This is a genomic window from Christiangramia aestuarii (assembly GCF_009735585.1).
GTDB lineage: Bacteria > Bacteroidota > Bacteroidia > Flavobacteriales > Flavobacteriaceae > Christiangramia > Christiangramia aestuarii.
On the sequence record NZ_VJVW01000004.1, the window covers coordinates 1 to 25,485 of the forward strand.

Consider the following 25,485-nt stretch of genomic DNA (forward strand, 5'->3'; position numbering starts at 1 on the left):
TTCTACCTCGCCCCAAACGGCTGTTTTTATTAACTCTCAATCTGTTACTGTGAACGCTTGCTCTGTCTCAAAGCGGGTGCAAATATACAACGCTTTTTCTTTACCAACCAAAACTTTTTAATAAAATTTTTAGTTTCTTTTTAAAAGCTTCAAACTCAGTTTGATCACCCTCAAATCCTTTAAAGAACATCGCTTCGTTTCCAAAGCGGGTGCAAATATAAAACGACTTTTCTTCTCCAACCAAATAAAATTCAAAAAAATTTTATTTAATTTTTAATGCCGCATTTGCCTCGCAAGCCTTATCAGTAGTACTTTCAGTGAACTTCTCGCCTCCCCTCGAAAGCGGCTGCAAACATACGACGACTTTTCCCTTCCAACCAAATAAAATTTAAAAAAATTTTTTAATCGGTTTTTAAAGCTTTCATCGCCCCGTATTCCCTATCAGTACTCATGTCAGTGAACTTCCGCCTTGCTCTCAAAGCGGCTGCAAATATACAGCTGATTTTTGATTGCACAATAGTTTTTCAAATTATTGGTCACTTTTATCTGAAGAGTATATTTTTCAGTAAAAAGAAGAGAAAAAAGCAATGTTTAAGCCCAGCAGTAAAAGAATCTTTCAGCAATAAAACAGTAATAAGAAGAATTCAGCAAGGGTAAATCCGGTTTTCTAGAGAAAAAGATCCCAAACCAGGCCAAATCTTACCATAAAATCGGTGTATGGATAGCCGGGGGCAGTGAAATTATCATTTCCATCAAGCAGTTCATTTAAATGCTCCAGCTTAAAAAAGATCCTGGCCTTATCCACCTTTGCATTAAAGAAAAAGTCTGCTACGGGGAATCCACCTAATTCCTGATCGTTCTGAACATAGAATTCTGCCAGCACCGGATCGTAAGCATTCATCTGATATTTGAAAAAATAATTAAAAGTAAAACCTGTTTGCAAGTACAAAGCCTGGTCGAACCAATAGTCCTTATAATAAAAGGAGTTCCTGGTAACAAATTCCGGAAGGTTCAAAACACCCACTCCCTGCAGGACATTCTGGTACATTACCGTATTAGCCAAACCGAATAAACCGAAATCAAAATCCTTTTCGGCTTTAAGTTTTAAATAACGAACCTGCTCACCTGCCTGGAAGGGCTTCACCAGGCTATCTTCGCCCAGCGCGAAATAAGTATAATTCTCGACCTGGGAAAGACTTGCAAATAAATCAACGATCTTTTCAGACTTAAAATAGGCGAATAGCCTTTGCGAGATGACATTATCAAAATCATTTCGCCAGTTGTAATTCTTATAATCGCTTTGATATAGAAGGAAGTTAAAATTAGGAGCCGTACTGTTCTGATTTATCCCAAAACGAATCAAGTTCTCCTTATCAAATTCATAAGAGGCAGTAGCGGCAAGATAATTTCCTGAGAAATCATCAGCTAGATTCAACCTGCCCTCTCCTTCAACTTTAAAGCCTCCAATTTGTTTCTTATAAGCACCACCTATATGTAGTAAATTTCCTTTAAGCTGATTACCGATGGTATCACCGGGACTTATAAAGACTGAATTATAGTAATAGTCATAATTGGTATGCCCCACTTTGAAAGAAAGATCACCGGCGATATTATTGGAATAATTCACTCCAGCTTCATTATATAGGGTTTTAAGCCTAGTTTCATCTTTTAAATCCGAGCTTTCAAAAGACTCCCCGAATATCTCGTTGACTGCATTATCCTGTTTAAACAGGAATTTCTTGTAACTATAATCGAAAGTATGCACAAGACTAAGCCTGTTAAGTGAATCTGAAGGTTTGGTGATCACATATTCATGATCAAGAAAAAACCGTTTCCCGAACAAAGTGCTCTCGGCATTTTCGAAATTCACTTCCAGTACCGACCTATCATCGAATTCAGGTTCTTTAGCAATATACTGCTCTATAGCCAAGTCAGTTAAACCGCCATTTTCCTCATTCAGCAGGTCCTGAGAAACAAAATGACCCTTGGCGTGATACCTACCGTTATCTGAATCATAACTAAAACCCATTCTCAGGTTACCCGTACTGGTTAAAATATGTTGATACTTACCAAGTGCCCTGGTACCTTTATAAGCGATGAACATGTTCAGGTTTTCTGAAGTATTGATCGTAAAAAAGGCATCCAGTTGCTGACCCTGCTCCGGTACAGTTTTGAAATAAAGCTCTGTCCACGGCGTAGGCACGTGATAATAGTAAATATCCTCGACTTCCATAAAGTTGAAATGCCTGGCACGCGCACCAAATTCGGGAAATGCTTTTTTATAATCTTTTCGTAGACTCAGGCTATTATATGTTTGCCCGGTATTAGAAAAAGAAAGCAGTTCAAAATTATCTTTTCTAAGGTAATTGAATTTATAATCCTTACGAATGCTAAGGGTGGTGTCGAGGGATATGGTATCCTTATGAATGGAAATGATCTTATACTCCTTTACTTTTGGCATGCTGTCTTTGCCAGTTTTCACCCCTTCTTCTGAACGAGACTGGTTTCCCGGCTGCCTATTTGGAGAAGGCCTTTCTGAAGGTGACGGGCTCTGCGGTATATCCGGTTCCTGAGCCCAGACATTAGAAATACTACATAAAACCAACAGCAGGAAAAGTATGTTTTTCATATAAGAAGTAATCTCCCACAAAAATATAATAATTAAATAAAGCTGTAGGAAGTTTATGAAAACAAAAAAAGCCACTTCTTTCGAAGTGGCTTTTGTATACTAAAGCATAAATTATTTAGTAACCTTCATTCTGCTCTAGGTTCGCATTTACATCAACTTCTGCAAATGGAATTGGTAAAGCAAAGTTATAGCTACCGTAGGCAGGACCTCCATGCGTTTGAAGAATTGAATCTGGAGCAGGGATATCCATTTCAGTTCTAGCAAGATCATGGAATCTAAATCCTTCAAAGGCTAATTCTTTTCTACGCTCTAAAAGGATATTATCTTTAGTTGCTTCAGAGTATGAAGAAGCACCTCTGTTCTCAGGGATCATATTTAACCAGGTAAGTGCTTCTGCAGCATTTCCTGTTTCAAGAAGAGCTTCAGCATAAACTAAAACCATCTCTTCATATCTAATCACCGCGATGTTATCTTCGTAAGGTGCAGTAGATGGGAACTTCCCAACATTTCTTAAAGCACCATCAGGATGAAGACCGATCACAGTCTCAGGAGCTAAGGCAGTTGCAGGATCATAATCTGAAACTCCTCTAATATCTCCATCTTCGTAGATAGCAGCAAGGTTAGGCAAAGCTACCACATCCCCGTATGAACCAGTTTGATAGATATTCGCTAAACCATTGATACCAGGGTTATCGGTTGGTGTATTTGCAATTTCGAAAATCGCGCTTACATCAGAATCAGTATCAAAAGCAGGAAGGAACTCATCTCTGCTTAGTACATCAAATTGTCCTGAATTAACAACAGCCTCAGAAGACTCAAGTGAAATTTGCCAGTCCTCGAAATAGTTTGCGATTCTAGCTTTAACAGCAAGAGCACCCCAGGTAGTCATATACTCTTTCGAAGGAGCATTTAGACCTTCAGACATCAGGCTTACAGCCATGTCTAGATCGTCATATGCAAATTGCTTAACTTCTCCAGCAGTATTTCTAGCTGGGAAAAGATTGTCGTTATCACGGAAAGCAGTCACATAAGGAACACCTAAAGCAGATTCTCCGCCACCACTAACGTTTTGCTGACCGTAAAACTGCAGCAGGTTAAAATGTGCTAAAGCACGTAGAGCGTAAGCCTGACCTTTGATATGGTTGATACGATCCTCGTCACCAGATAATCCCTCTGCACCAATAACAACATTGGCAGAACCAATAACGGTGTACATTCTAGCCCAAAGCGTTTCAGCAATTCCAGATTCTGAGTTAAGGTCCATCTGAGCCTCGATCACAAAACGGTTTGAGTTTGCATTCGAATAGGTATTGTCGCTCATTACCTCACCAAGGATGATAAAATCCCTACCGTAGTAATCTGAAAGAGACATACGGTTATACGCTCCGTTCAAAATTACTTCAATATCGCCAGCTGTACTAACGCTGGTTTCAATACTCTTATCCTGAGCCAGGGTAGGATCGAGATCCTCCTCGGAACAAGAGGTCATTAATCCTAAGGATAATGCCGATATTATTAGATATTTATTAAATTTCATAGTCAATTATTAAAAGTTTACGTTAACACTAAAAGAGTAAGTTTCTACAGGAGGAGTAGTCAACCTGGTGAATCCATCAGCTCTTACTTCAGGATCAAGTAGTAATCCGTCATCCTTTACCCATGTAGCAACGTTAGTTCCTCTTAAGGTCAAAGATAATCCATCTACTCCTAAATCCTCAGCCCATGTGCTTGGAAGATTATAACCAATAGCAACATTCTTAAGTCTTACATAATCCCCATCGTACAGGTGTCTTGAACTTGTAGCGTGGAAGTTATTATTCTGACCATAAGATAGTTTTGGAACATCGGTAACGTCTCCAGGCTGTTGCCATCTATCTTGTAATTCAGTAGCTCCGTTAAATGTACCTAAAGTAAAGCTGTTTGTTCTTAGGTAGAACTGAGCATATTGCTCATAGATCTTGTGTCCACCAGCGAAATAAGCATTAGCCTCTGCGAAGAAACCTTTGTACTGAATTCTGGTACCAAGACCTCCTGAATAAGTTGGAAGAGGGTTAGCTCCCTGCTCAACTCTTTCTGCCTCATTATAGTTAGAGGTAACTTCACCATCTACACCATTTAGGTACCATGTTGGAAGTCCAGTCTCAGTATCTACACCTGCCCAGGTTCTCATGAACCAGGTATCTGCAGGAAGACCTACCTGTACTGTTCTATATGAACTACCCGCTCTTAAATCGAGCTCTTCTCCGTCTGCACCTCTTGCAAGATCAAGAACCTCGTTCTCTACCGTAGAGTAGTTAGCATTCACGCTCCAAAGGAAATCCTGAGTTCTGAAGATATCTACAGAAAGCTGAGCTTCAAAACCTTTGTTCTCCATTTCTCCAACGTTTCTATCTTGGTTATCAAAACCAGTAGTTAAAGAAAGTGGAACAGGCTGAAGAAGATCGTTGGTTACCCTTCTATAGTATGCTAAGGAACCAGAAACTCTGTTATCCCAAAGACCATAATCAATACCTACGTCTAAAGACTCACCTTTTTCCCAGGTAAGATCTGGGTTACCAAATTGAGATGGGAAAGCTGCCCCCATATTGTTATAATCTGCAGAATAAGATAGAAGTGCCTGGTAAGCATTCAATCCTACAGAGTTGTTACCAGTGATACCGTAAGAACCTCTAAGTCTTAAAGTGTTGAATAAACCTCCACTCATAAAGTCTTCTCTATGTAAGTTCCAAGCAACCCCTACAGAACCAAAATCTCCAAAACGGTTTCCTGGTGCAAACCTAGAAGATCCTTCTCTTCTATAAGTAGCATCAAATACATAACGACCGTCATAGTTATAGTTCAATAGACCCAGGTAAGAAACATTGATCCAGTCTGAAAACTGTGAATCTGCATCAAAGTTCGCACTAGCAGAGTTGATATTGATCAAACCATCTGTTGGAAAGTTTTCTCCATATCCGTACAGGTAAGAATTCTGGTTGTTCTGGTATTCAAAAAGACCAGTTAAGTCAAAATTGTGATCTCCAAAATTAAAAGCGTAGTTAAGAGATCCCTGGTAAACCCAGTTGTAGTTCTTCTCATCACTAGCCTCAGACCATCCGTTAAGATCATCTGCATCACCTTCAATTCTGTTAACAAAACTCTTATATTCAGTCAACTGGTAATCAAGACTAATTCTGTTCGAGAAAGTAAGTCCATCAATAAGCTCCCAGTCTAATTTTGCATTACCAATAGCACGTGTTAACATGTTACGGGTAAAGTTATTATCTAAAACATAGAATATGTTAGGCAGGAAACCATAAGTAAGATCTGTATTTTCAGTTCCATCATCATTGAATCTCTCATTGAAAGGGTTCATAAGAGTTCTGGTGATGAAAGGGTTAGAGAAGAAAGACCCCTGCTCTAGGATAGGGTTCTGCTTTACGTTAGAAACGTTAGTAGAGAAAGAGAAATCTACGTTATCTCTTAATTTACGATCAAAATTGAAACTTCCAGTTACTCTTTCAAAATCCAGGCTATAAACTGTAGCTTCAGTGTTGTTATAACCTAAAGAGGCATAAAAACTAGATTGCTCATCTCCACCGCTGGCAGTGAAAGTATAACTTTGAGTTAGTGCATCTTCATTTTTAATATTCTGATCCCAGTTGTAACCATCGGTAGCAGGATCAAAATCTAAAATAGCTGAAGGAGCAAGACCAAAGTCTGCTGCAAGTTGGATAGCGTTATCCTGAGTAAACCCAAAATCACCATTGTCACCGTTCGCTCCATAAGAATTCACTAATGACTCAACAACTAGAGGGTATCTCTGAGAAGCTGTTAAAAAGGATCTTTTGTTATAAGCATCATTTGAGAAACCAACATTGGTGTTAAAAGAGAACTTAGTCTCTCCAGAAGCACCATTCTTAGTAGTGATCACGATAACACCATTAGATCCTCTAGCTCCATAAGCTGCAGTAGCAGAAGCATCTTTAAGTACCGTAATGCTTTCGATATCCTGACTGTTGATAGTAGACAATGGGTTAAGTGAACTAATGTTATCACTACCTGCATTGTTATTATTTACAACCGGCACACCATCGATTACGTAAAGCGGCTCGTTACTCAAAGTAAGGGAGCTGATACCACGAATACGAACATCCTGGGTAGAACCAGGAGTACCAGAAGACATGGAGATCTGTACACCGGCTACCTTACCTTGAAGGGCCTGCTCTACAGATGGAACTGGAATATCTGCCAGCTCTTCACCACCTACACTAACAGAAGATCCTGTCACCTCATCAACTCCTTTGGTGCTGTAACCTAATACAACAACCTCATCAAGGGCAGCAGCATCTACTTTTAAAGTAACATTAATCACACTGGAATCACCTACTTGTACTTCCTGTGTTTTAAAACCTACATAACTAAAAACAAGCGCTCTAGACTGGTTCATAGTTATCGAGTAATTACCATCAAAATCGGTTTGTGTTCCGTTTGAGGTTCCTTTGACAATGACGTTCACCCCTGGAATAGGCAAGCCATCACTGTCAATAACCGTCCCGGTGACGGTCCTGTCCTGTGCAAAAGCGATTTGCACTACTAACACTAGCAAAAGTGTCAGCAATCCTTGTAATCTTTTTTTCATTATTTGTTAAATTTGAATTAGCCAGCGCCAAAAATCATAATAAAAACTTAATAATCCAAACAGATATTAGCTTTAAAAGATCAATTCTTTAACATTATCGGCTGAATATCCAAAATTTAACGTTTGTCCTAGGAGAAAAACCTTGCAAAAAATCTTAAAAAAAACCTTTTATGTTAACCCCATATAATACCGCGCTAGTAGTAGCGGGCACCGACGAAGCAGGACGAGGTTGCCTAGCCGGACCCGTTACGGCAGCGGCTGTAATTTTACCAAAAGACTTCAAAAGTGAAATTTTGAATGATTCTAAATTAATGAGCCTGAAAAACCGGAACAGCCTTAAAAACACAATTGAAGATTACGCAATCGGTTTCGGAGTCGTGCATGTTTATATGGAGGAGATCGACCAGATCAATATTTTGAATGCCTCTATTCTGGGAATGCACAGGTCTCTGGAAAAATTAAGCGTGACACCAGAGATGATCATTGTAGACGGGAATAAGTTCAAGAACTACCTCGACATACCGCATGAATGCATCATCAAAGGTGACGGTAAATATCTAAGTATTGCTGCCGCTTCGGTCCTGGCCAAGACCTACCGGGACAGCTACATGGAACAAATTCATGAAGAGTTTCCCATGTACAACTGGAAGCAAAACAAGGGCTACCCTACCAAGGAACACAGGAAGGCCATCGAAGAATTCGGAACTACCAAATACCACAGGAAAAGCTTTAAACTCCTGCCAGATCAATTGAAAATTGAATTTTAAGTTTCTATTTTTGTCCTAATCCTAACCTGCTTCTATGAAAAAACTGATCTTCGTGGCCTTAGCCATATTCTTTTTTGCCTGTTCCGGAAACAAAGAGACCAAATTCAGTTTAATTGATCATATCCCCGCTTCTACCGAAGTCTTCCTATTTTCAGAGGATCTGTCCAGCTCCCTTTCTGAATTACAGAAAAACGATTTCCTATCAAAAAGCAACTTCAGCTTTAAGCAAAAACTAAATAAACAACTGGCATTTTTTAAGCATCTAGAACTGAAGCAGCCTGCCGGTATCAGTTTTTCCAACCTGGATAGTGAAACCTTCACTTATATATTGATCACCAAAAAAGATTCTTCGCTCCTTCAACTGGATTCCTTAAAAAATAAGAGCGTAGAGACTATTAAAGAAAACGGTATCAGCTTTCGGAAAATAGGGATAGATGACCAAAAATTCTTTTTTCGTGAAAAAGGGTCTTCAGCCTTTATAAGCAATTCCAAACAAAGCATACTTGATATAGATGACCAGGAGAAACTATTGGAAGATGAAAATTTCAAAAAAGCATTCAATGCTTCAGATGCAAGTAAATTATCTGTGATCCTAAGGCACGGCACCACGCAAGGACTTAACGAGATTTTTAAAAAGTTACATTTTACCGGGTTTAAAAATTTTGCCAGCTGGAGTTCTTTGGACCTTGATATCACCAAATCTTTCATAAAGATCAATGGGCTTAGTATTTCAGAAAATACCGATCAAATTGCCAGCCCCTTTTCCGGGACACAAGCCCGCAATATAGAAAGTGCGAAGGTTTGTCCCGAAGATTTCTTAAGCATGTCGGCAATAGGTTTTTCCTCTTTTCGGCAGATTCAAGACAATATAAGTAAGGCCCGAAAGGATAGCACCAGGGTGGAATACCCTAAGATCCTTGATCATACCCGGGAAATTTCCCTTATCCAACTAAAAGAAGGGACTACGCTGGTGTTAAATGCCATAGAGATTGAAGCCGCCAGGGAAAAACTGGCGGGTATGGGAAGTGTCTCGGAAAACTTTCGTGGATATGATATTATTGAACTAGAGCAGAAAATTGATTTCCAGCCTGCGCTGAATTCCCTGATGCATACCGGTGAGTTCACATTTTATACGGTCATAGAACATTTCGTGATCTTCTCACAGGATGCCGAGACTTTAAAAAAACATATTTCAGATTTCCTGAATTCTGATATTATCGCGGAGAAGTCTTATTATTCTGAAGTTATGGCTTCGCTATCTTCAGAATCATCCATGATTTTTATAACCAGGCTACCCGAATTCATCGACTCCCAGGATAAACACAATAAGACCAGTCTGAAATTTGAAAAGAACAGCCTCGCAGCCCTGCAGTTCATCAATGAAGATGGCTATTCCCATATTCATGGGGTGTTTTCAAACTCCAAAGAAGCCGCCATGGCCAGTAACGGAGCGGAGCAGGCAGCTTCTTTTAAACTGGATCATCCTCTGATTACAGATCCGTTATTCTTCAGAAATCACCGTACAGACCAGATGGATATTGCTGTTCAGGATGAGAACAACCAGCTTTACCTGCTTTCTAACAAGGGGAATATTTTCTGGAAAGAAAAGCTGGACAGCAAGATCACCAGCCCTGTTTACCAGGTAGACCTGTTCAAGAACGGAAATCTTCAGCTCGCATTTTCTACGGGTTATAATATGGAGGTACTTGACAGGAACGGGAACAAAGTAAAAGGTTATCCCATTAAATTCAATAGCCCACTTACCCAGCCTCTTTCAGTTTTCGATTACGATAATAACAGGAACTATCGTTTTGTGCTCACCCAGGATAAAAAGGTTTATATGGTAGGACCAAAAGGCAAGGCAATCAAGGGATTCGATTTCAATGCTGCATCGTCTGAAATTGTCAAGGCACCGAAACATATCAGGTTGGGCAATAAGGATTATATACTGATCGCAGAAAAATCTGGCAAGCTGAACATCCTGAGCCGACAGGGAAATATCAGAGTTCCCTTAAGCCAGACCTTTGATTTTTCAGAGAATGAGTGGTACGGACATGACAATAAATTCATTTCTACAGCGCCAACTACCGATCTAATTGAAATATCCCAACAGGGTAAGGTTTCGAAAAAAGATCTGGAACTTGCAGAAAACAACCGAATTGTAGCCAATGACCGGCACCTGGTCTACCTGAATGAAAACCTGCTGAATATTGACGGCAAAAGCATCAATCTTGATTTTGGATTATATACAGATCCCCAATTGTTCCAATTTAGAAAAAGGACACTAATAGCCCTTACCGATACCCAGACCCAAAAGGTTTATGTTTTCAATGATAAGGCAGAGCTGCTGGATGGATTCCCGGTTTACGGAACTTCTAAAGTAGATATCGCCAATGCCGACCTGGACTCCAGGCTGGAGATGCTGGTGAAGGGAGAGGAAAATGAGATCCTCCTATATAAGCTTTAGTAATTACTTACTCAGTTTCATTTCGGCTTCAAAAAGCTCGGCGAAATGCTTTAAAAGCTTTTCCTCCACTTCTTCTATGCTGATTTCCTTTCTGCCAAGTTCCACATTAAGGGAAGTAACCGCTTTTCCCTTGATTCCGCAGGGAATGATGTTATCGAAATAACCAAGGTCTGCATTTACGTTCAGGGCGAAACCATGCATGGTCACCCAGCGACTGGCCCTAACACCCATCGCACATATCTTCCTGGCAAAAGGAGTACCCACATCAAGCCAAACTCCGGTTTCTCCGGGGCTTCTTTCGGCTTTCAGGCCATATTCGGCCAGAGTAAGAATCACCATTTCTTCCAGCAGTCGCAGGTATTTATGTATATCTGTAAAGAAGTTATCCAGGTCTAGAATGGGATAGCCTACGATCTGTCCTGGCCCGTGATAGGTAATATCGCCTCCCCTGTTAATCTTATAAAAAGTGGCATTCTTTGCCTTAAGCTCCTCATCTGAGATCAATAGATTCTCTTTATCACCGCTTTTCCCCAGGGTGTAAACATGCGGATGCTCAACAAACAAAAGGTAATTATGGGTAGGAATATCGCTTTCTTCTCTCCGGTTCTTGATCTTAAGATCCAGCGTTCCCTTAAAAAGTTCTTCCTGGTAATCCCAGGTTTCCTTATAATCTTTAACTCCTAAATATCTAACTTCTACTTCTTTATTCATAACTAGGATCTGGGGTTATTCAATATAATTAATGCGGCGATCACTCCGGGCACCCAACCCAAAAGGGTCAGGATCAATACGATCAAAATAGAACCGCAGCCTTTATCGTATACTGCCAGCGGCGGAAATAATACCGAAAGGATCACTCTCCAAATACTCACTGAAAACTAATTTTTATCTGTTTGGATTTACTCTTTTAAAAAGCCGGACGTCTGTTTCAACAGCCTGCGTTCACTTATAATTCCTAATGCAAAACGGCTTATTAGCTGCAAAGATAGAATTAATATTTCGGCTTTTAATTGCGTTGTGTGGGAGGTTGATTGTCACTATATTTGCAACCGCATTTTGTTGAATGCAAAATATAATTATATGCAGCAGTTATCAGAACAGGAACAGATTAGACGAGAAAAATTATCGGCCATAAGAAAGGCCGGTATAAATCCTTATCCGGCAGAACTTTTCCCGGTAGATCATACTACCGTGGGAATCAAGGAAAGTTTTGAGGATGGAAAAAAAGTAGTGATCGCAGGAAGACTGATGTCACGAAGAATCCAGGGAAAGGCATCTTTTGCCGAACTTCAGGATTCTAAAGGTAAGATCCAGGTATACTTTAACAGAGATGAGATCTGCCAGGGCGAGGATAAGTCTAAATACAATGATTTCTATAAGAAATGGCTGGATATAGGTGATTTTATCGGGATTGAAGGAGAGCTATTCAAAACCCAGGTGGGTGAAATGACCGTAATGGTTAAGGATTTCCATTTATTAAGTAAATCCATTCGCCCGCTTCCCCTACCAAAAACCGATAAGGATGGGAATGTACATGACGGATTCAATGACCCCGAGCAAAGATATCGCCAGCGTTACGCCGATCTTGCGGTGAACCCGAAGGTTAAGGAGGTATTTGTAAAGCGTACCAAGCTTTTCAATGCCATGCGAAATTTCTTTAACGAGAAGGGATATTTTGAGGTGGAAACACCTATCCTTCAATCCATTCCCGGAGGTGCAGCGGCAAAACCTTTCGTTACCCACCATAATGCGCTGGATATTCCATTATACCTAAGGATCGCGAACGAACTTTATTTGAAGAGACTTATCGTTGGTGGTTTTGACGGGGTTTATGAGTTTTCCAAGAACTTCAGGAACGAAGGGATGGACAGGACACATAATCCGGAATTTACGGCCATGGAGATCTATGTTGCCTATAAGGATTACAACTGGATGATGGATTTCACCGAGAAGCTTCTGGAACATTGCGCGATCGCAGTAAATGGAACTACCGAGGCTACCTTTGGAGAGCACAAGATAAATTTCAAAGCTCCATATAAGCGTCTAAGCATGACCGATGCTATCAAGGAGTACACCGGTTTCGATATTACCGGAAAATCCTTGAAAGAACTTTACGATGCCGCTAAAGGAATGGGCATCGAGGTAGATGATACTATGGGGAAAGGAAAGCTGATCGACGAGATCTTCGGCGAAAAATGTGAAGGCAACTTCATTCAGCCAACCTTTATTACAGATTATCCTAAGGAAATGAGTCCGCTTTGCAAAGAGCACCGCGATAATCCAGAACTAACCGAGCGTTTCGAGCTAATGGTCTGCGGAAAAGAGATCGCGAATGCCTATTCCGAGCTTAATGATCCAATCGACCAGAGGGAAAGATTTGAGGAGCAGCTGAAGCTTTCAGAAAAAGGAGATGATGAAGCTATGTTCATAGATAATGATTTCCTTAGATCCCTAGAATATGGAATGCCTCCTACTTCTGGACTTGGAATTGGAATGGACAGATTGATCATGTTTTTAACCAATAACCAGTCTATTCAGGAAGTATTATTCTTTCCGCAGATGAAGCCGGAGAAAAAAGCGGTAGAACTGAACGATGATGAAAAGAACGTTTTCAAACTATTAAAAGACGATGAAGTTCATGAACTAAACGAAATCAAGGAACAATCTGGCCTTAGCAACAAAAAATGGGACAAGGCAGTAAAAAGCCTTAGGAAACATAAGATGATAGATGTGTTTAAGGAAGGTGAAGTGTTTAGCATTAGAGCCATCTAAATATTATCTAGCAAAAATCATATCGCTAAGCCCTGCAAATGCTGTAGGGCTTTTTTTATTATATTAGTTGGATGCAGCGAAGAATCCTCCCAAGACAGCCATCCCCAGCGGTTTCCTACCTTAACGTAGGAAGAATGCTGTACCTGGGACTTTCCCTCTTCTTTATTCAGTCTTATGTCTATTTCCAAATGCTTAAAAAAGCCATAGCAGAAGAGGATTCGGTAATGGTAATAGTCTGGCTGGTGAGCTTTATCTTTTCTTTTATCCATATTTTTTTGGTGCTTATGGATGGATGGTCGAGATTTCAGAATTATAAACGCATCAAGGACCAGTTCTACGTGCATGGGTTTGATGTACGCCTGGCGGCAAATTTCGAAGGATCAAAATGCCAGCGACAGGCGGCTCTCGTAGCAGCTACCGAACTGGGAATGGATAAAGACTTAAAGAAGTTCTTCAGGAAACGCGGAGTTAGATATTATCATTTTATCCCGTATTTCATGATCCGCGATCCTTTCTTTCCCTTTAAAAGATATTTCTGGTCACGAACCTTCCTGGAGAAAGCTTACACTCCTAAATTCGATTATCGCCAGATTTCAGCAGAGCAGGAATTATTACGCCAGGGTTTAACAAATAAGATTTAAACCATTTAAAGTTTTTTTAGTCCAAGAACTGCCGAGTGGCGGTTTTTTACTTTTCATTAAATGAAAATCCCGCCTTTATTCAAATCTATAATAACTAAAAGATAAATTATGATCAAGAACCAGAGCCTGAAGCTTTTGCTTTTAGCCCTCTCTTTATCGATGTCCAGCTGCGCTGTTTTTCAGAAACAGGAAGAAGCCCCTGCAACTGCCGATAAGGAATCCAAAAAAGAAAAAAATGGAATTAAGCCTTACGACAAGGTGATCACCAAGGACGCTAAGAGTGACAAAGGTCTCTTTACTGTCCATAAGGTCGAAGACAAATATTTTTACGAAATCCCAGATAGTCTCTTCAACAGGGAAATGCTTACCGTAACCAGGATCGCTAAAACAGCCAGTGGAATAGGATTTGGAGGTGGAAAACAGAACACCCAGGTACATCGCTGGCAGAAAAAGGATGATAAGGTTTTGCTTAGAGTAGTTTCTTACGAGATCTATGCAGCAGACTCCCTACCTGTGCACGAGGCAGTGGTAAATTCTAATTTTGAGCCTATCATCCAGTCTTTCGACGTAAAAACAACAGGAAAGGACTCTATTAATAAGACAACGGTGATCGAGGTGACCGATCTTTACACGAAAGATGTACAACCTTTGGGTCTTCCAGATCGCACCCGTAAAGAATATAAGGTATCAAGACTTGATGAAAGCAGGTCTTATATAGATACTATAAGAAGTTATCCAGAGAACATAGAAATTCGCCACGTAAAGACTTACAATGCAGGTGAACCGCCTTCTAACGAAAGCATGGGTTCTATTTCGATGGAATTCAGCAATTCCATGATCCTGCTTCCAAAGGAGCCTATGGAAAGAAGATATTACGACGAACGTGTAGGCTGGTTCACTACAGAACAAACAGATTATGGTCTGGATGCTCAAAAAAGCAAGACCGTGGAATTTCTTGACCGTTGGAGACTCGAGGTGAAAGAAGAGGATATGGAAAAGTTCAAGAATGGGGAACTTGTAGAACCAAAGGAACCTATAGTCTACTATATAGATCGTGCCACCCCGGAAAAATGGAGACCATTTATCAAAGAGGGAATTGAAGACTGGCAGGTAGCTTTTGAAGCTGCCGGATTCAAAAACGCGATCATCGCCAAGGACGCTCCCACCATGGAAGAAGATCCAGACTGGAGCCCGGAAGACGTTAGATATTCTGTTGTAAGATATCTTGCTTCACCAATTCCAAATGCGAATGGGCCTCATGTAAGCGACCCACGTTCCGGAGAGATCCTGGAATCTGATATCAATTGGTATCATAACGTAATGACCCTTTTAAGAAACTGGTTCTTTGTACAGACTGCTGCTATTAACCCCGAGGCACAGGATGTAGAGTTCAAGGACGAAGTGATGGGTAGACTTATAAGATTCGTTTCTTCACACGAGGTTGGGCATACGCTGGGATTACCGCATAACATGGGATCCAGTGTGGCTTATGCTGTAGAGGACCTGAGAGATCCTGAATTCACCAAAAAATATGGTACCGCACCTTCGATCATGGATTACGCCCGTTTCAACTATGTGGCCCAGCCAGAGGATGGTGACGTGGCCCTAATGCCGAACATTGGTCCTTATGACAAGTATGCTATTGAGTGGGGATACCGACCAATCCCTGGAAAAGAAGGAAAAGAGGAAAAAGAGATCCTTGACGAATGGATCCTGGAACATGCCGGCGACCCAATGTACCGTTTTGGAGCACAGCAAGGCGGCGGTGTGATAGATCCAAGCTCACAAACCGAAGATCTTGGAGACGATGCGATGCTTGCCAGTGAATATGGTATAGAAAACCTGAAAAGGATAGTTCCTAAACTTATCGAATGGACTGCTGAAGATGGAAAGGACTATGATGATCTTGATGATCTTTACGGCCAGGTTCTGTCTCAGTACAACAGGTACATGGGACATGTGGCTGCAAACATTGGGGGAGTTTACGAGAATTACAAAACCTACGATCAGGAAGGTGCTGTTTATACTCATGTAGATAAAGAGACTCAGGAAAGGGCAATGGACTTTCTTCAGGAGCAGCTTTTCGAAACGCCCGAATGGATGATCAACCAGGAGATCTTCAATAAGATCGAATTCGACGGAAACATCGAAAGAATCAGAAAGATGCAGCAAAGAGCCCTGAATAACATTCTTGATTTCGGAAGAATGGCCAGGCTTATGGAGAACGAGGAGATCAACGGAAAAGAGGCCTACACCCTTCTGGATATGATGACAGAGCTGAGAAAAGGAATCTGGAGCGAAGTTTATTCAGGACAGAGAATAGATCGTTACCGAAGAAACCTTCAGCGTGCTTACATTGAAAGAATGGAACATCTGATGAACGAGGAACAGGATGAGATCCCGGCAAGGTGGAGAGACTGGATCACCCGAAGCAATATTGATGTTTCCCAAAGTGATATCAGGCCTTTGGTAAGAGGTGAACTTAGCACACTGGAAAGACAGATCAAAAATTCACTTTACAGATCTGGAGATACGCTTACTCGATACCATTTACAGGATATCTTAAAGAGAATAGACCTTATCCTGAACCCTATAGAATAGGAAAAAATTAATTCAGATAGCAAAAAGCCAGCCTTGTTAAAAGGCTGGCTTTTTTCTGTTAAAGCATATTCATTTAAGGCCTTCATGTTTTAACTTTAAGTAAGTATAAACCAATAATTTCCGAGTCATGAGATACATAAGCTTATTATTAATCGCGTTATGTCTTTCCTCCATGGCGATAGCCCAGGAGAAAGAAAAAATGAATAAGTCCCATCAGCATGATATGATGGAACAACAAATAGATCATGAAGCCCGTGCTATGGTCTATGCAGATAAGATGTCCACGAGGCTTGGACTTAACATCGAGCAAAAGGAAAAGGTCCAGCAAGCCGAAATGAAGCGACTGGAAGATGAACAGGACCTGATGGCCGAAATGATGCACGAAACCGGTTCTAAAATGAAAGAGCAACATAAAAAGGTCGAACAGAATTTCAGGGAAGACATGAAAGAGATCCTTACCGATGCCCAGTATGCAAAGTGGAAACCTATGTACGAAAGAGAAATGAAGATGCATAACAGGACCGCTTATAAAAAAGGAAGTAAAAAATAAATCGGGATCAGGTCAATATAAACAGGGCGAAAGCCCTGTTTGTTTTTTATCTTATTGTCAGTTTTAAAGTTTAAATTAAACCTACTTTTAAAAACCAGCTCATGAAAAAGTATATTACGATCCTCCTAATCGCACTGGCCTCCACCGCATTTTCCCAACAGGCAGAGCAGGCAAAGGAAAAATTAGCAGATGAAGAAATTGCCGGAAGGCAGGCAAGATCAATGGCCATGCAGCTGGATCTGAATGAAAGTCAGCAGGAAAGCCTTAAAGCACTTTATATTGAAAAGCTCAGACTCAACAGAGAAGAAGATCTGGATCAAAAAGAAATGAACCAGCAACGCATAGCCGAGCTCAAGGAGATCCTAACCCCAAAACAGCTCGAAAAATGGGAGGGCTTGATGGAAAAACGCCGGAAGGGTTTTACACCCAGGTTAAGTAAAAATGAAAATAATTAGAGCATCCTAACTGGCTCCTACATTATTGTACAAAGAATTTTACGATAAGCCCGCCGGCCAACCAGATATAACAGGCGAAAGCCAGGTATTTTAGGGTTTTCTCAAGAGCCTTGCTCTTAGGTGCCATCTCTTTCATGAACATCACATCATCCCTTTTAAAGAATCCAAGATATACCAGGTAACCCGAAATTGCCAGGAAGGCCATATTCAACCAGAAAGTATAATCTATTTTAAAGTATTCGCTATCCTGTATCTTGACAGAAGAAGGATCTGGTAACATATCAAAAAGATTGAATCCATAATGCAAGGCCAATGAAGCTCCAATCAAAGAAGTAAACAAAAGGAAAAGGATAAAAAAGCTCATTTTCCAACCATAATATTTCGCATTGATCCGAAGGATTGGAAACACTACAAGATCGCTAAAAATAAAGGCCATCACCCCGGCAAAACTCACTCCTTTACTAAATAACAGAGCCGCCAGCGGAATATTTCCCATAGAACCAATAAAGGTCAGGAACGCGGCTACCGGGCCAACTACGATATGTTCCATGATGGTGAAGAATCCGAAATCAGTAGTTCCCTGTCCGCTATTGATGAACAGAGTTTCAAAAAAAGAATCAGGAACGAAAGCCGCCACGATCCCCGCTACGGTAAAGCCTACACTCACATCTTTCCAGACCATCTTCCACTCCATCCCGTATTGCTGAGCTACCTTGGCCCAACCGGTCTCCGTCTTTATTTTCTTTTTCCACGACTTGGAACTATCATCTTCATCGTCCTCACTATCCAGTCTTTCTCTGGCCTTTTTAATAAGTTTTTTAGGATCGATGATCCTTACCAGCAGCCAGCTGATAAGAATTAGAATAAGTCCGCCCACATATTCACCTACAACGAATTGCCAGCCAAGAAAAATGGAGATGATAATACCTAGTTCGATTACCAGGTTGGTCGAGGCGAGCAGGAAAGCAATCGAAGAGATGAAGCTCGCTCCTTTTTTAAACAAACTTTTGGTAGAAGCCAGAGCTGCGAAACTGCAGGAGCTACTAATAAAACCGAAAAAAGCACCAAGCAGCACTCCTTTCCCTTCACCTTTTCCCATGGTTTCCTGCATCTTCTTCTCGGTCACAAAAACCTGGATACAACTACTTATCACGTAACCCAGTGCGAAAGCCCATAAGGCCATCCAAAAAAATCCGCTGGTCGTGTATGCGGCTTCTCCCCATTTGCTTAAAAAATCCTGCATAAATAAAATTCTCTAATTTTTATTGTTTTCCCAAATAGATCTCTCACTGCGTTCGAGATGACTCCGTTTTTATTTATATCAGATCCTGAAACAAGTTCAGGATGACGTTTTTACTGAATTTGTCCTTTCGAAAGAGTCCGGCAAATTCGGGACTATTGAGAAATCTCAACTTCTCTCGGATCTCTCAGGTAGTTCGAGATGACATTTGCACTCTCATAGACCCTGAAATAAATTCAGGGTGACGTTATTAACTTTGTTGTCATTAAATTAGATTCCTCACTTCGTTCGGAATGACATATTCTTTTTACAATTTCGCATTTCTCAACCTCAGCGCGTTGCCGATCACCGACACCGAGCTAAAACTCATCGCCAGCGCAGCGATCATGGGCGAAAGCAGTAATCCAAAAAACGGATAAAGCACCCCTGCTGCGATTGGCACTCCCAGAGTATTATAAATCAGCGCGAAGAACAGGTTCTGCTTGATATTCTTCATCACCTTTTCACTAAGCCTAATCGCTTTTAAAACACCTTTTAGATCGCCTTTCACTAAGGTGACCTCTGCACTTTCAATAGCAACATCGGTCCCCGTTCCCATGGCAATTCCAATATTTGATTGGGCTAGTGCCGGGGCATCATTGATACCGTCTCCGGCCATGGCGACTTTTCTACCTTCGGCCTGAAGCCTTTTTACCTCATCCATTTTATTCTGCGGAATCATTCCCGCTTTGAAGTCGGCAAGGTTTAATTCTTTAGCCACCGCAGAAGCAGTTTTCTCATTATCCCCGGTTAGCATGATCACTTTAATTCCTTCTTTCTGAAGTTCATCCAAAGCTTCCCGACTTGTCTTCTTGATCTTGTCTGAAATGGTTACAAAGCCAACCACTTTAGAATCTACCGACAGGTAAGAAACGGTTTTCCCTTTTTCCTGTTCTGCCGAAACCTTTGCCAGAACCTCTTTAGAGATCTCCGCATTCTCGACTTGCATTAGTTTGTCATTTCCCAGCGCCAGTGCCTTTCCTTCAAATTTCGCTTCCACCCCTTTTCCAGTTACCGAATTGAAATCTGAAGCTTCTCCATACTCAATATTTTCCGCTTTCGCATAATTCACCGTCGATGTTGCCAACGGATGTTCACTTTGAGCATTCACCGAAGCAATAAGACGTATGATCTCTTTTTCAGTAAAATCTGGAGATACTGAAACAACTTTCTCCACAGAGGGCTTTCCTTCGGTGATGGTTCCCGTCTTATCAATGATAAGCGTATCGATCTCGTTCATTTCTTCCAGCGCCCGGGCATTCTTGATCAGCACCCCGTTCTTCGCGCCTTTCCCCACTCCTACCATTACCGACATTGGAGTAGCCAGACCCAGAGCGCAGGGACAGGCAATGATCAAAACGGCAATAGCATTCACCAGAGCGTATACATAAGCAGGTTCCGGTCCCCAGATCGCCCAGGCGATAAAGGTCAGAACTGAAATAAGCACCACTATTGGTACAAAATAGGCCGAAATTCTATCGGCTAGCTTTTGAATAGGCGCCTGGGAGCGACTTGCCTCATTCACCATTTTAATGATCTGGGCAAGCAAGGTTTCATCTCCAACTTTCTCGGCAGTCATGGTGAAACTCTGGTTTCCATTGATGGTTCCTGAGCTAACCTTATCACCTTCTTTTTTATCTACCGGGATAGGCTCTCCAGTGATCATGGATTCGTCGATACTGGATTTCCCCTTCTTAATAGTTCCATCCACCGGGATCTTATCGCCGGGTTTTACTCTTAAAACATCTCCTTTCTTAATCTTATCTACCGAAATAGTTTCCTCCTTCCCATCTACGACTCGCACGGCAGTATTCGGAGCCAGTTTCAATAATTCCTTAATTGCAGAATTTGTCCTGCTGTGTGCACGGGCCTCCAATACCTGACCCATCAATACAAGAGTTAGAATGACCGTAGCCGCTTCAAAATAAACATGCACGGTTCCCATTTCAGTCTTGAACTGAGCCGGAAAAAAATCTGGAAATATCAGCCCGAAAACACTAAAAACCCAGGCCACCCCTGCTCCAATTCCAATAAGGGTAAACATATTTAGATTCCAGGTCTTTATAGATCGCCAGGCTCTCTCGAAGAACATCCAGGTGGCATAGAATACCACTGGCAGGGAAAGTACAAATTGCACCCAGTTCCAGGTTTTCATTCCGGCCAGGTCATAGAGTGGATTGTCCGGGATCATTTCAGACATCGCGATCAGGAAGATGGGCAAGGTGAAAGCAACGGCTATCCAGAATTTCTTTTTGAGAGCCTTATAACCCTTTTCTTCAGCGGAAGGTTCCGGCTCTAAAGGCACTAATTCCATCCCGCAAATAGGGCAATCCCCGGGTTCGTCTTTGACAACCTCCGGGTGCATGGGGCAGGTAAACTGAACTTTTGTAGCAGCGCTTACCTCTTCAACGAGATCCATTCCACATACGGGGCAATCACCAGGCTTATCATAAGTTTTATCCCCTTCACAATGCATGGGACAATACCATGTACCGGTTCCCTTTCCTTCAGTTTTGGTTTTCTTTTTTGTTTCAGGATTTGGTGGAGCCTGTTCTCCCGGCTTCATAATATGGTAATTCCCACCATCCTTTTGCAGAGCCTCCTCAAATTTTTCAATTTTGATATGCTCTATCATGCTGATCTCGGCTTCGGCTTTTTCAAGATCGACCTTAGCTTCGATTACGCCTTCGACCTGACTTAAAGTTCTTTCAACATGAGCCCTGCAACCATTACAGGTCATCCCTGTTATTTTATAAGTATGGGTCATAGGTTTTCCCGAGTGCTTTTCAGCATCTTCAGGTAGCGTTATATGATAATTTCCTCCTTCACTGGCCAGGGCATTCTCAAGCTCATGTAGCGGAACATGCTTTTTCATCTCTACTACCGCTTCAGCTTTCTCGAGATCTACGCTAACACCAGTTACCCCTTCGACTTTAGAAAGAGTCTCCTCTACATGGCTTCTACAACCATTGCAGCTCATTCCCGTTATCTCATATGTATGTTTCATTTTTTCTAAATTCTTACTACAGAATTTCTATTGATTAATAGCACTACTAATTTAGTGCGGAAGGGAGGAAAAGAATTTATATTTTTTGGTAGGATACTTTCAAATATCCGAAAAAAAGAACTGCCTGAGTTCTATTCTTGAAATCAGGCAGTAAATTCTTTTAGGCCAGGAAAGATTCACATGCCTTTACGCATTCCTGGCAGGCTTTTGCGCAATCTTTGCAATGTTGTGCTTCGTGCTTTCCACATTCGTCTGCACAGGCCTGGCATACTTTCTTACAATATTCCACGAGACCTTTTACATCTTTATATCCTGTGGCTAAAACCTGGTTTAAACTTGAACAAACTTCTGCACAAACCCTGTCGGTTCTAATACAATCGACCATTTTTTTCACATTGTCCTCATCCAGGCAGGCATCTGCACAATAATTACAATGGTTAATGCAATTTCCGAGTGCGCTAATCAACTTCTCATTTCTCATAACTATTTGATTTATTGGTTATACTCAAATTTAGAAATGACGTCTAAGCTTCACTTTTAAAATAATGCTAAGTTCTTTCAGTTTTAAAGCTTTTTAACTGAATCTGGCATTAATTAGGATTTTTTTGCATCCAGTTGTTCCCATTTCCAGCCATCCTGCCATACCAGCGATCTAAAAAGTCGGCGATGCTTATGAATCTCAGAAGAATATGTACTATCTTCTGTCTTTGCGAGCAATTGCTTTTCAGAAAGTTTTTCGGTTCCTGAACCGGGCGGATCTTCCTTCACCAGTTCTATATGGGTAACCTCAGCGATGACTTCAAAATAATTTTCAAAAGCTACGAACAAGGGTTTCAAACTTTCAGGTTCGGGTTGAATTTCCTGTTTCACCTCCTGAGAGATGAGAAGTAAGGTTTCATATAGTCTGGCCAGTTGAAGGATAATGGCATTCTTGGATTTATTATTATGAAAGTAATGGATCACGGGATAAGCCCTGTGTTGCTGACTATATTTGATGATGGAATCTGAAAGGTCATCAACCTTGCTGGTAAGGTGATCAAAATTTTCGCCATTCCAGCCACTTATAATTATTTCTTCGGGACTGCTGCCCAGCGTACTTAACTTTATCCCCAGTTTTCGCTGATCTATCACTGCCGAAAGCACAGGCACAAAATAAGTGACCGACATGGTAAGCAGGATAAGCCCGGTAAAAGAATAAACAGAGCTTAATATTTTCCAGATATCGCCTGTTGCAATATAATCACCCATCCCGAGAGTCGAAATACTAAAGCCACTGTAATAAATAAGCTGCCAAAGATTTGCAGGCATCTTGCTCGTGCTGTCGATGATCGCGCCCGGGTTCGCATAAAGGATCAATACAAAACTCATCCATAGAAACAATACCCAGATAAGAACAATAGAAATTAATAGAATATAACCTGCCTGGGATAAAATTTTTGACCTACCATTTCTGCCTGAAACATACAGGAAACATTTCCAGAAAATATGTGCAAAGCGGCTGGTAAGCCATCCGCCTCCCTGCATAGAAAGGGTGGTTTGCAAAATATCTATAACGATGGCAAAATACAGGACAATTCCTGAGATCATAAAAACAAGCATAGGTCTTTTTTGGTTGAGATTTCGCCAAAATAAGAATTCAAAAGGGAAGTAAGTTTTATAGAAACGCTAAAACCTTGAATGTATAAAGCATCAGATAGAATCCAGGCTCTTCCTGTTTTTACCTGACTGTTTCCGGTATTCTGAAGGTGTGTGACCTGTAGCACTTTTAAAGGAAGTAGATAGATAAGCTGGAGTTGAATAACCCAGATTATCGGCGATCATGGCTATGCTCCAGTCGTCATAATCCAGTAATTCCTTTACCCTTTCAATACGCACAGCGTTATAGAATTTCTGGATACTCTGGCCTTCACTTTCGGTAAAAACATGGGTAATATGGCTGTAATCATAATTCAGCCTGGAAGTGAGTACACTGGAAAGTTTTTCGCTGCTTGCCTCTTCGGAATACACATTATCAATGATAAGCGATTTGATGTTATTGATCAGTTTTTCGTTACGGTCTTGTAGGATCTCAAAACCAACTTTCTCAAATTCCTTATCCAGTTCCTTCCTTTCTTTCGGTTCAAGTTCACGGCTAAGTACAGCTTCACCGAGCTTAACTACCTTAAAAGGAATATCCATACGCCTGAGTATATCCTCTACGGTCATGATACATCGCTGGCAAACCACATTACGAATATTGATCTTCTTTTCCACCTGGAAATCACTTTTACTGCAAGATGCCGGGGCCGGTATACTACCGGCCCGGATCTTTTGTTCTTACTATTGGATGGTCTCTTCTACCCTTCCGCATTTAAGCATCCTGTCACCAAAATACGGATTTCTTATTTGATCGGAATTTGAATACCAGTAATCTCCCTTACCTTCAAAAGCCATAGGGCAGAACTGCTTATAGATTTTTCCTGAAGAAATTGCCTGCTTTAACACCGGATCCATTGCAGCCGTCAATTCTGAAAATGCTTCTCTTTGCTTATTCACATCATTTTCCCCGGCAATATTTCCGGCGATCTTTGCGATCTCGGGATTATTTTCTTCAAGACTTACCTGAAGTTCTTTGGCAGCTTCTGAAGCAGCTTCAGCATCTGTCTGCACCAATGCATCTTTCACCTCAAGATACTGGTTAAAAACCTGCTTTACTCCGTCATTCTTAAATTCGGCTGCAGCCACAGTTTTTTCAGAATGCGAGTGTCCTGAATTTTCAGAATGTGTATGATCTGAATTCTCATGCATTTCGTGATCTTCATGAGAAACTGTCTCTTCTTTTTCTTTCTTTGAATCTCCGCAAGAGTACATCATTAAACTCCCCGCAACTAAACTCATTGTTATTAAACTTCTAAATCTTCTTTTCATTTTTCGAATTATTAATTATTGATTTTTGACGTATTTAATTGTTCCTGATAACAGGATTTTTCCTCTTCTTTTTCTTTTTTGGCTGAACGACTTTCCGAACCGTAGGCGATGAAATATACCATAGCAGGAATCCACTTAAAACGGTAATAAGTCCTAGCAATGAAAATGCCCGAAGCAGCATATTATTGAAATCGTCCCTTCCCTCATAATCCATGGTATGGGTCATCCAAAGGAAATCAAACCAGCGCCAGTCACGATGTCTAACCGTATTGAAATTACCGGTAAGTGCACCTACATAAGCCTTCAGGTGTTCATCGGTATCGTAAGAAATGACCCAGGCTGGCAGTAAACGTTCTCTATATTCATGATGCTTCCCGGTTTCCGTGATCCTTTCGATTCCGGAAACCTTTAGGTCATCTTTCATATATCTGGATGCTACATCCAGTGCCTGTTGTTCAGTAATCTCCGAAATCCTTTCCCCGGAACGCGCGTCCATCAGTATCTCCTTATTCACATAATAGTAAGGGCTTCCTGAAATTTCCTGAAGTTCCACCGTGACAATTTCCAGACTGGGATCAAGCTCGGTTGGACTCTTTAAATTTGAAAAAGCCGAATGCTCAGGCTCTTCCTTCTTAAAATGGTCACCGTGGATCTCATCGATATCAGTCCAGCTAAAATAAAGCCCACTTACTGTCCACATTATAAATTGTATTCCAATAAATATCCCCAGGTAGCGATGTGCCTTGCGGATATTCATAGCCGTCTTTCTTTTTACTATCATTTAAAATT

General features: G+C 41.1%; 19 protein-coding genes. 7 read left to right on the plus strand and 12 right to left on the minus strand.

Annotation, left to right across the window (positions count from 1 at the left end):
- Positions 1 to 667: 667 nt before the first annotated feature.
- The 3 genes from FLP08_RS10455 to FLP08_RS10465 form a co-directional block, all read right to left on the minus strand.
- Positions 668 to 2,629, minus strand: a complete 1,962-nt coding sequence (locus FLP08_RS10455) for a putative porin (protein WP_156276685.1) — start codon at positions 2,627 to 2,629, stop codon at positions 668 to 670.
- A gap of 115 nt (positions 2,630 to 2,744) precedes the next feature.
- Positions 2,745 to 4,166 carry a RagB/SusD family nutrient uptake outer membrane protein gene (locus FLP08_RS10460; protein WP_156276687.1) on the minus strand — a complete coding sequence of 474 codons (1,422 nt, stop codon included), beginning with the start codon at positions 4,164 to 4,166 and terminating at the stop codon, positions 2,745 to 2,747.
- 9 nt (positions 4,167 to 4,175) lie between these two features.
- Complete coding sequence (locus FLP08_RS10465; protein WP_156276689.1) at positions 4,176 to 7,250, minus strand: SusC/RagA family TonB-linked outer membrane protein; 3,075 nt, start codon at positions 7,248 to 7,250, stop codon at positions 4,176 to 4,178.
- Positions 7,251 to 7,420: 170 nt separating this feature from the next.
- On the opposite strand from FLP08_RS10465, the gene rnhB reads away from it, so the two are divergent.
- Both rnhB and FLP08_RS10475 read left to right on the plus strand, forming a co-directional pair.
- Positions 7,421 to 8,017, plus strand: a complete 597-nt coding sequence (rnhB, locus tag FLP08_RS10470; RefSeq protein ID WP_156276691.1) for a ribonuclease HII — start codon at positions 7,421 to 7,423, stop codon at positions 8,015 to 8,017.
- A 34-nt stretch (positions 8,018 to 8,051) separates the two neighbouring features.
- Complete coding sequence (locus FLP08_RS10475; protein WP_156276693.1) at positions 8,052 to 10,484, plus strand: hypothetical protein; 2,433 nt, start codon at positions 8,052 to 8,054, stop codon at positions 10,482 to 10,484.
- Between the two features lie 3 nt (positions 10,485 to 10,487).
- Here FLP08_RS10475 and lipB read toward each other — a convergent pair whose 3' ends face one another.
- Both lipB and FLP08_RS10485 read right to left on the minus strand, forming a co-directional pair.
- The gene (gene lipB, locus FLP08_RS10480) at positions 10,488 to 11,195 is read right to left on the minus strand and encodes a lipoyl(octanoyl) transferase LipB (protein WP_156276695.1); all 708 of its coding nucleotides are present in this window, start codon (positions 11,193 to 11,195) and stop codon (positions 10,488 to 10,490) included.
- Positions 11,196 to 11,197: 2 nt separating this feature from the next.
- On the minus strand, positions 11,198 to 11,356 hold the full coding sequence (locus FLP08_RS10485) for a YqaE/Pmp3 family membrane protein (RefSeq protein ID WP_162431027.1): 159 nt from the start codon (positions 11,354 to 11,356) through the stop codon (positions 11,198 to 11,200).
- Positions 11,357 to 11,564: 208 nt separating this feature from the next.
- On the opposite strand from FLP08_RS10485, the gene lysS reads away from it, so the two are divergent.
- From lysS to FLP08_RS10510, 5 genes are all read left to right on the plus strand, one after another.
- On the plus strand, positions 11,565 to 13,256 hold the full coding sequence (gene lysS, locus FLP08_RS10490) for a lysine--tRNA ligase (protein ID WP_156276697.1): 1,692 nt from the start codon (positions 11,565 to 11,567) through the stop codon (positions 13,254 to 13,256).
- 71 nt (positions 13,257 to 13,327) lie between these two features.
- Complete coding sequence (locus FLP08_RS10495) at positions 13,328 to 13,897, plus strand: hypothetical protein (protein ID WP_156276698.1); 570 nt, start codon at positions 13,328 to 13,330, stop codon at positions 13,895 to 13,897.
- Positions 13,898 to 14,005: 108 nt separating this feature from the next.
- Complete coding sequence (locus FLP08_RS10500; protein WP_156276700.1) at positions 14,006 to 16,498, plus strand: zinc-dependent metalloprotease; 2,493 nt, start codon at positions 14,006 to 14,008, stop codon at positions 16,496 to 16,498.
- 127 nt (positions 16,499 to 16,625) lie between these two features.
- Positions 16,626 to 17,048 (plus strand): hypothetical protein, encoded by a 423-nt coding sequence (locus tag FLP08_RS10505; RefSeq protein ID WP_156276702.1) that lies wholly within the window; start codon positions 16,626 to 16,628, stop codon positions 17,046 to 17,048.
- Positions 17,049 to 17,149: 101 nt separating this feature from the next.
- Positions 17,150 to 17,503, plus strand: coding sequence for a hypothetical protein (locus FLP08_RS10510; RefSeq protein ID WP_156276704.1), 354 nt, complete (start codon positions 17,150 to 17,152; stop codon positions 17,501 to 17,503).
- A gap of 22 nt (positions 17,504 to 17,525) precedes the next feature.
- Here FLP08_RS10510 and FLP08_RS10515 read toward each other — a convergent pair whose 3' ends face one another.
- The 7 genes from FLP08_RS10515 to FLP08_RS10545 form a co-directional block, all read right to left on the minus strand.
- A complete protein-coding gene (locus FLP08_RS10515; protein WP_156276706.1) occupies positions 17,526 to 18,746 on the minus strand; it encodes a permease in 1,221 nt (406 codons plus the stop codon).
- 304 nt (positions 18,747 to 19,050) lie between these two features.
- Entirely contained in the window at positions 19,051 to 21,789 is a 2,739-nt protein-coding gene (locus FLP08_RS10520; RefSeq protein WP_156276707.1) for a heavy metal translocating P-type ATPase, read from the minus strand.
- Positions 21,790 to 21,949: 160 nt separating this feature from the next.
- On the minus strand, positions 21,950 to 22,270 hold the full coding sequence (locus FLP08_RS10525) for a four-helix bundle copper-binding protein (protein WP_156276708.1): 321 nt from the start codon (positions 22,268 to 22,270) through the stop codon (positions 21,950 to 21,952).
- Between the two features lie 113 nt (positions 22,271 to 22,383).
- Positions 22,384 to 23,388 carry a potassium channel family protein gene (locus FLP08_RS10530; protein WP_156276709.1) on the minus strand — a complete coding sequence of 335 codons (1,005 nt, stop codon included), beginning with the start codon at positions 23,386 to 23,388 and terminating at the stop codon, positions 22,384 to 22,386.
- A 90-nt stretch (positions 23,389 to 23,478) separates the two neighbouring features.
- Complete coding sequence (locus tag FLP08_RS10535) at positions 23,479 to 24,042, minus strand: helix-turn-helix domain-containing protein (RefSeq protein WP_341485012.1); 564 nt, start codon at positions 24,040 to 24,042, stop codon at positions 23,479 to 23,481.
- A 66-nt stretch (positions 24,043 to 24,108) separates the two neighbouring features.
- On the minus strand, positions 24,109 to 24,666 hold the full coding sequence (locus tag FLP08_RS10540; RefSeq protein WP_162431028.1) for a DUF3347 domain-containing protein: 558 nt from the start codon (positions 24,664 to 24,666) through the stop codon (positions 24,109 to 24,111).
- A 64-nt stretch (positions 24,667 to 24,730) separates the two neighbouring features.
- A complete protein-coding gene (locus FLP08_RS10545) occupies positions 24,731 to 25,474 on the minus strand; it encodes a PepSY domain-containing protein (protein WP_162431064.1) in 744 nt (247 codons plus the stop codon).
- Positions 25,475 to 25,485: the final 11 nt, after the last annotated feature.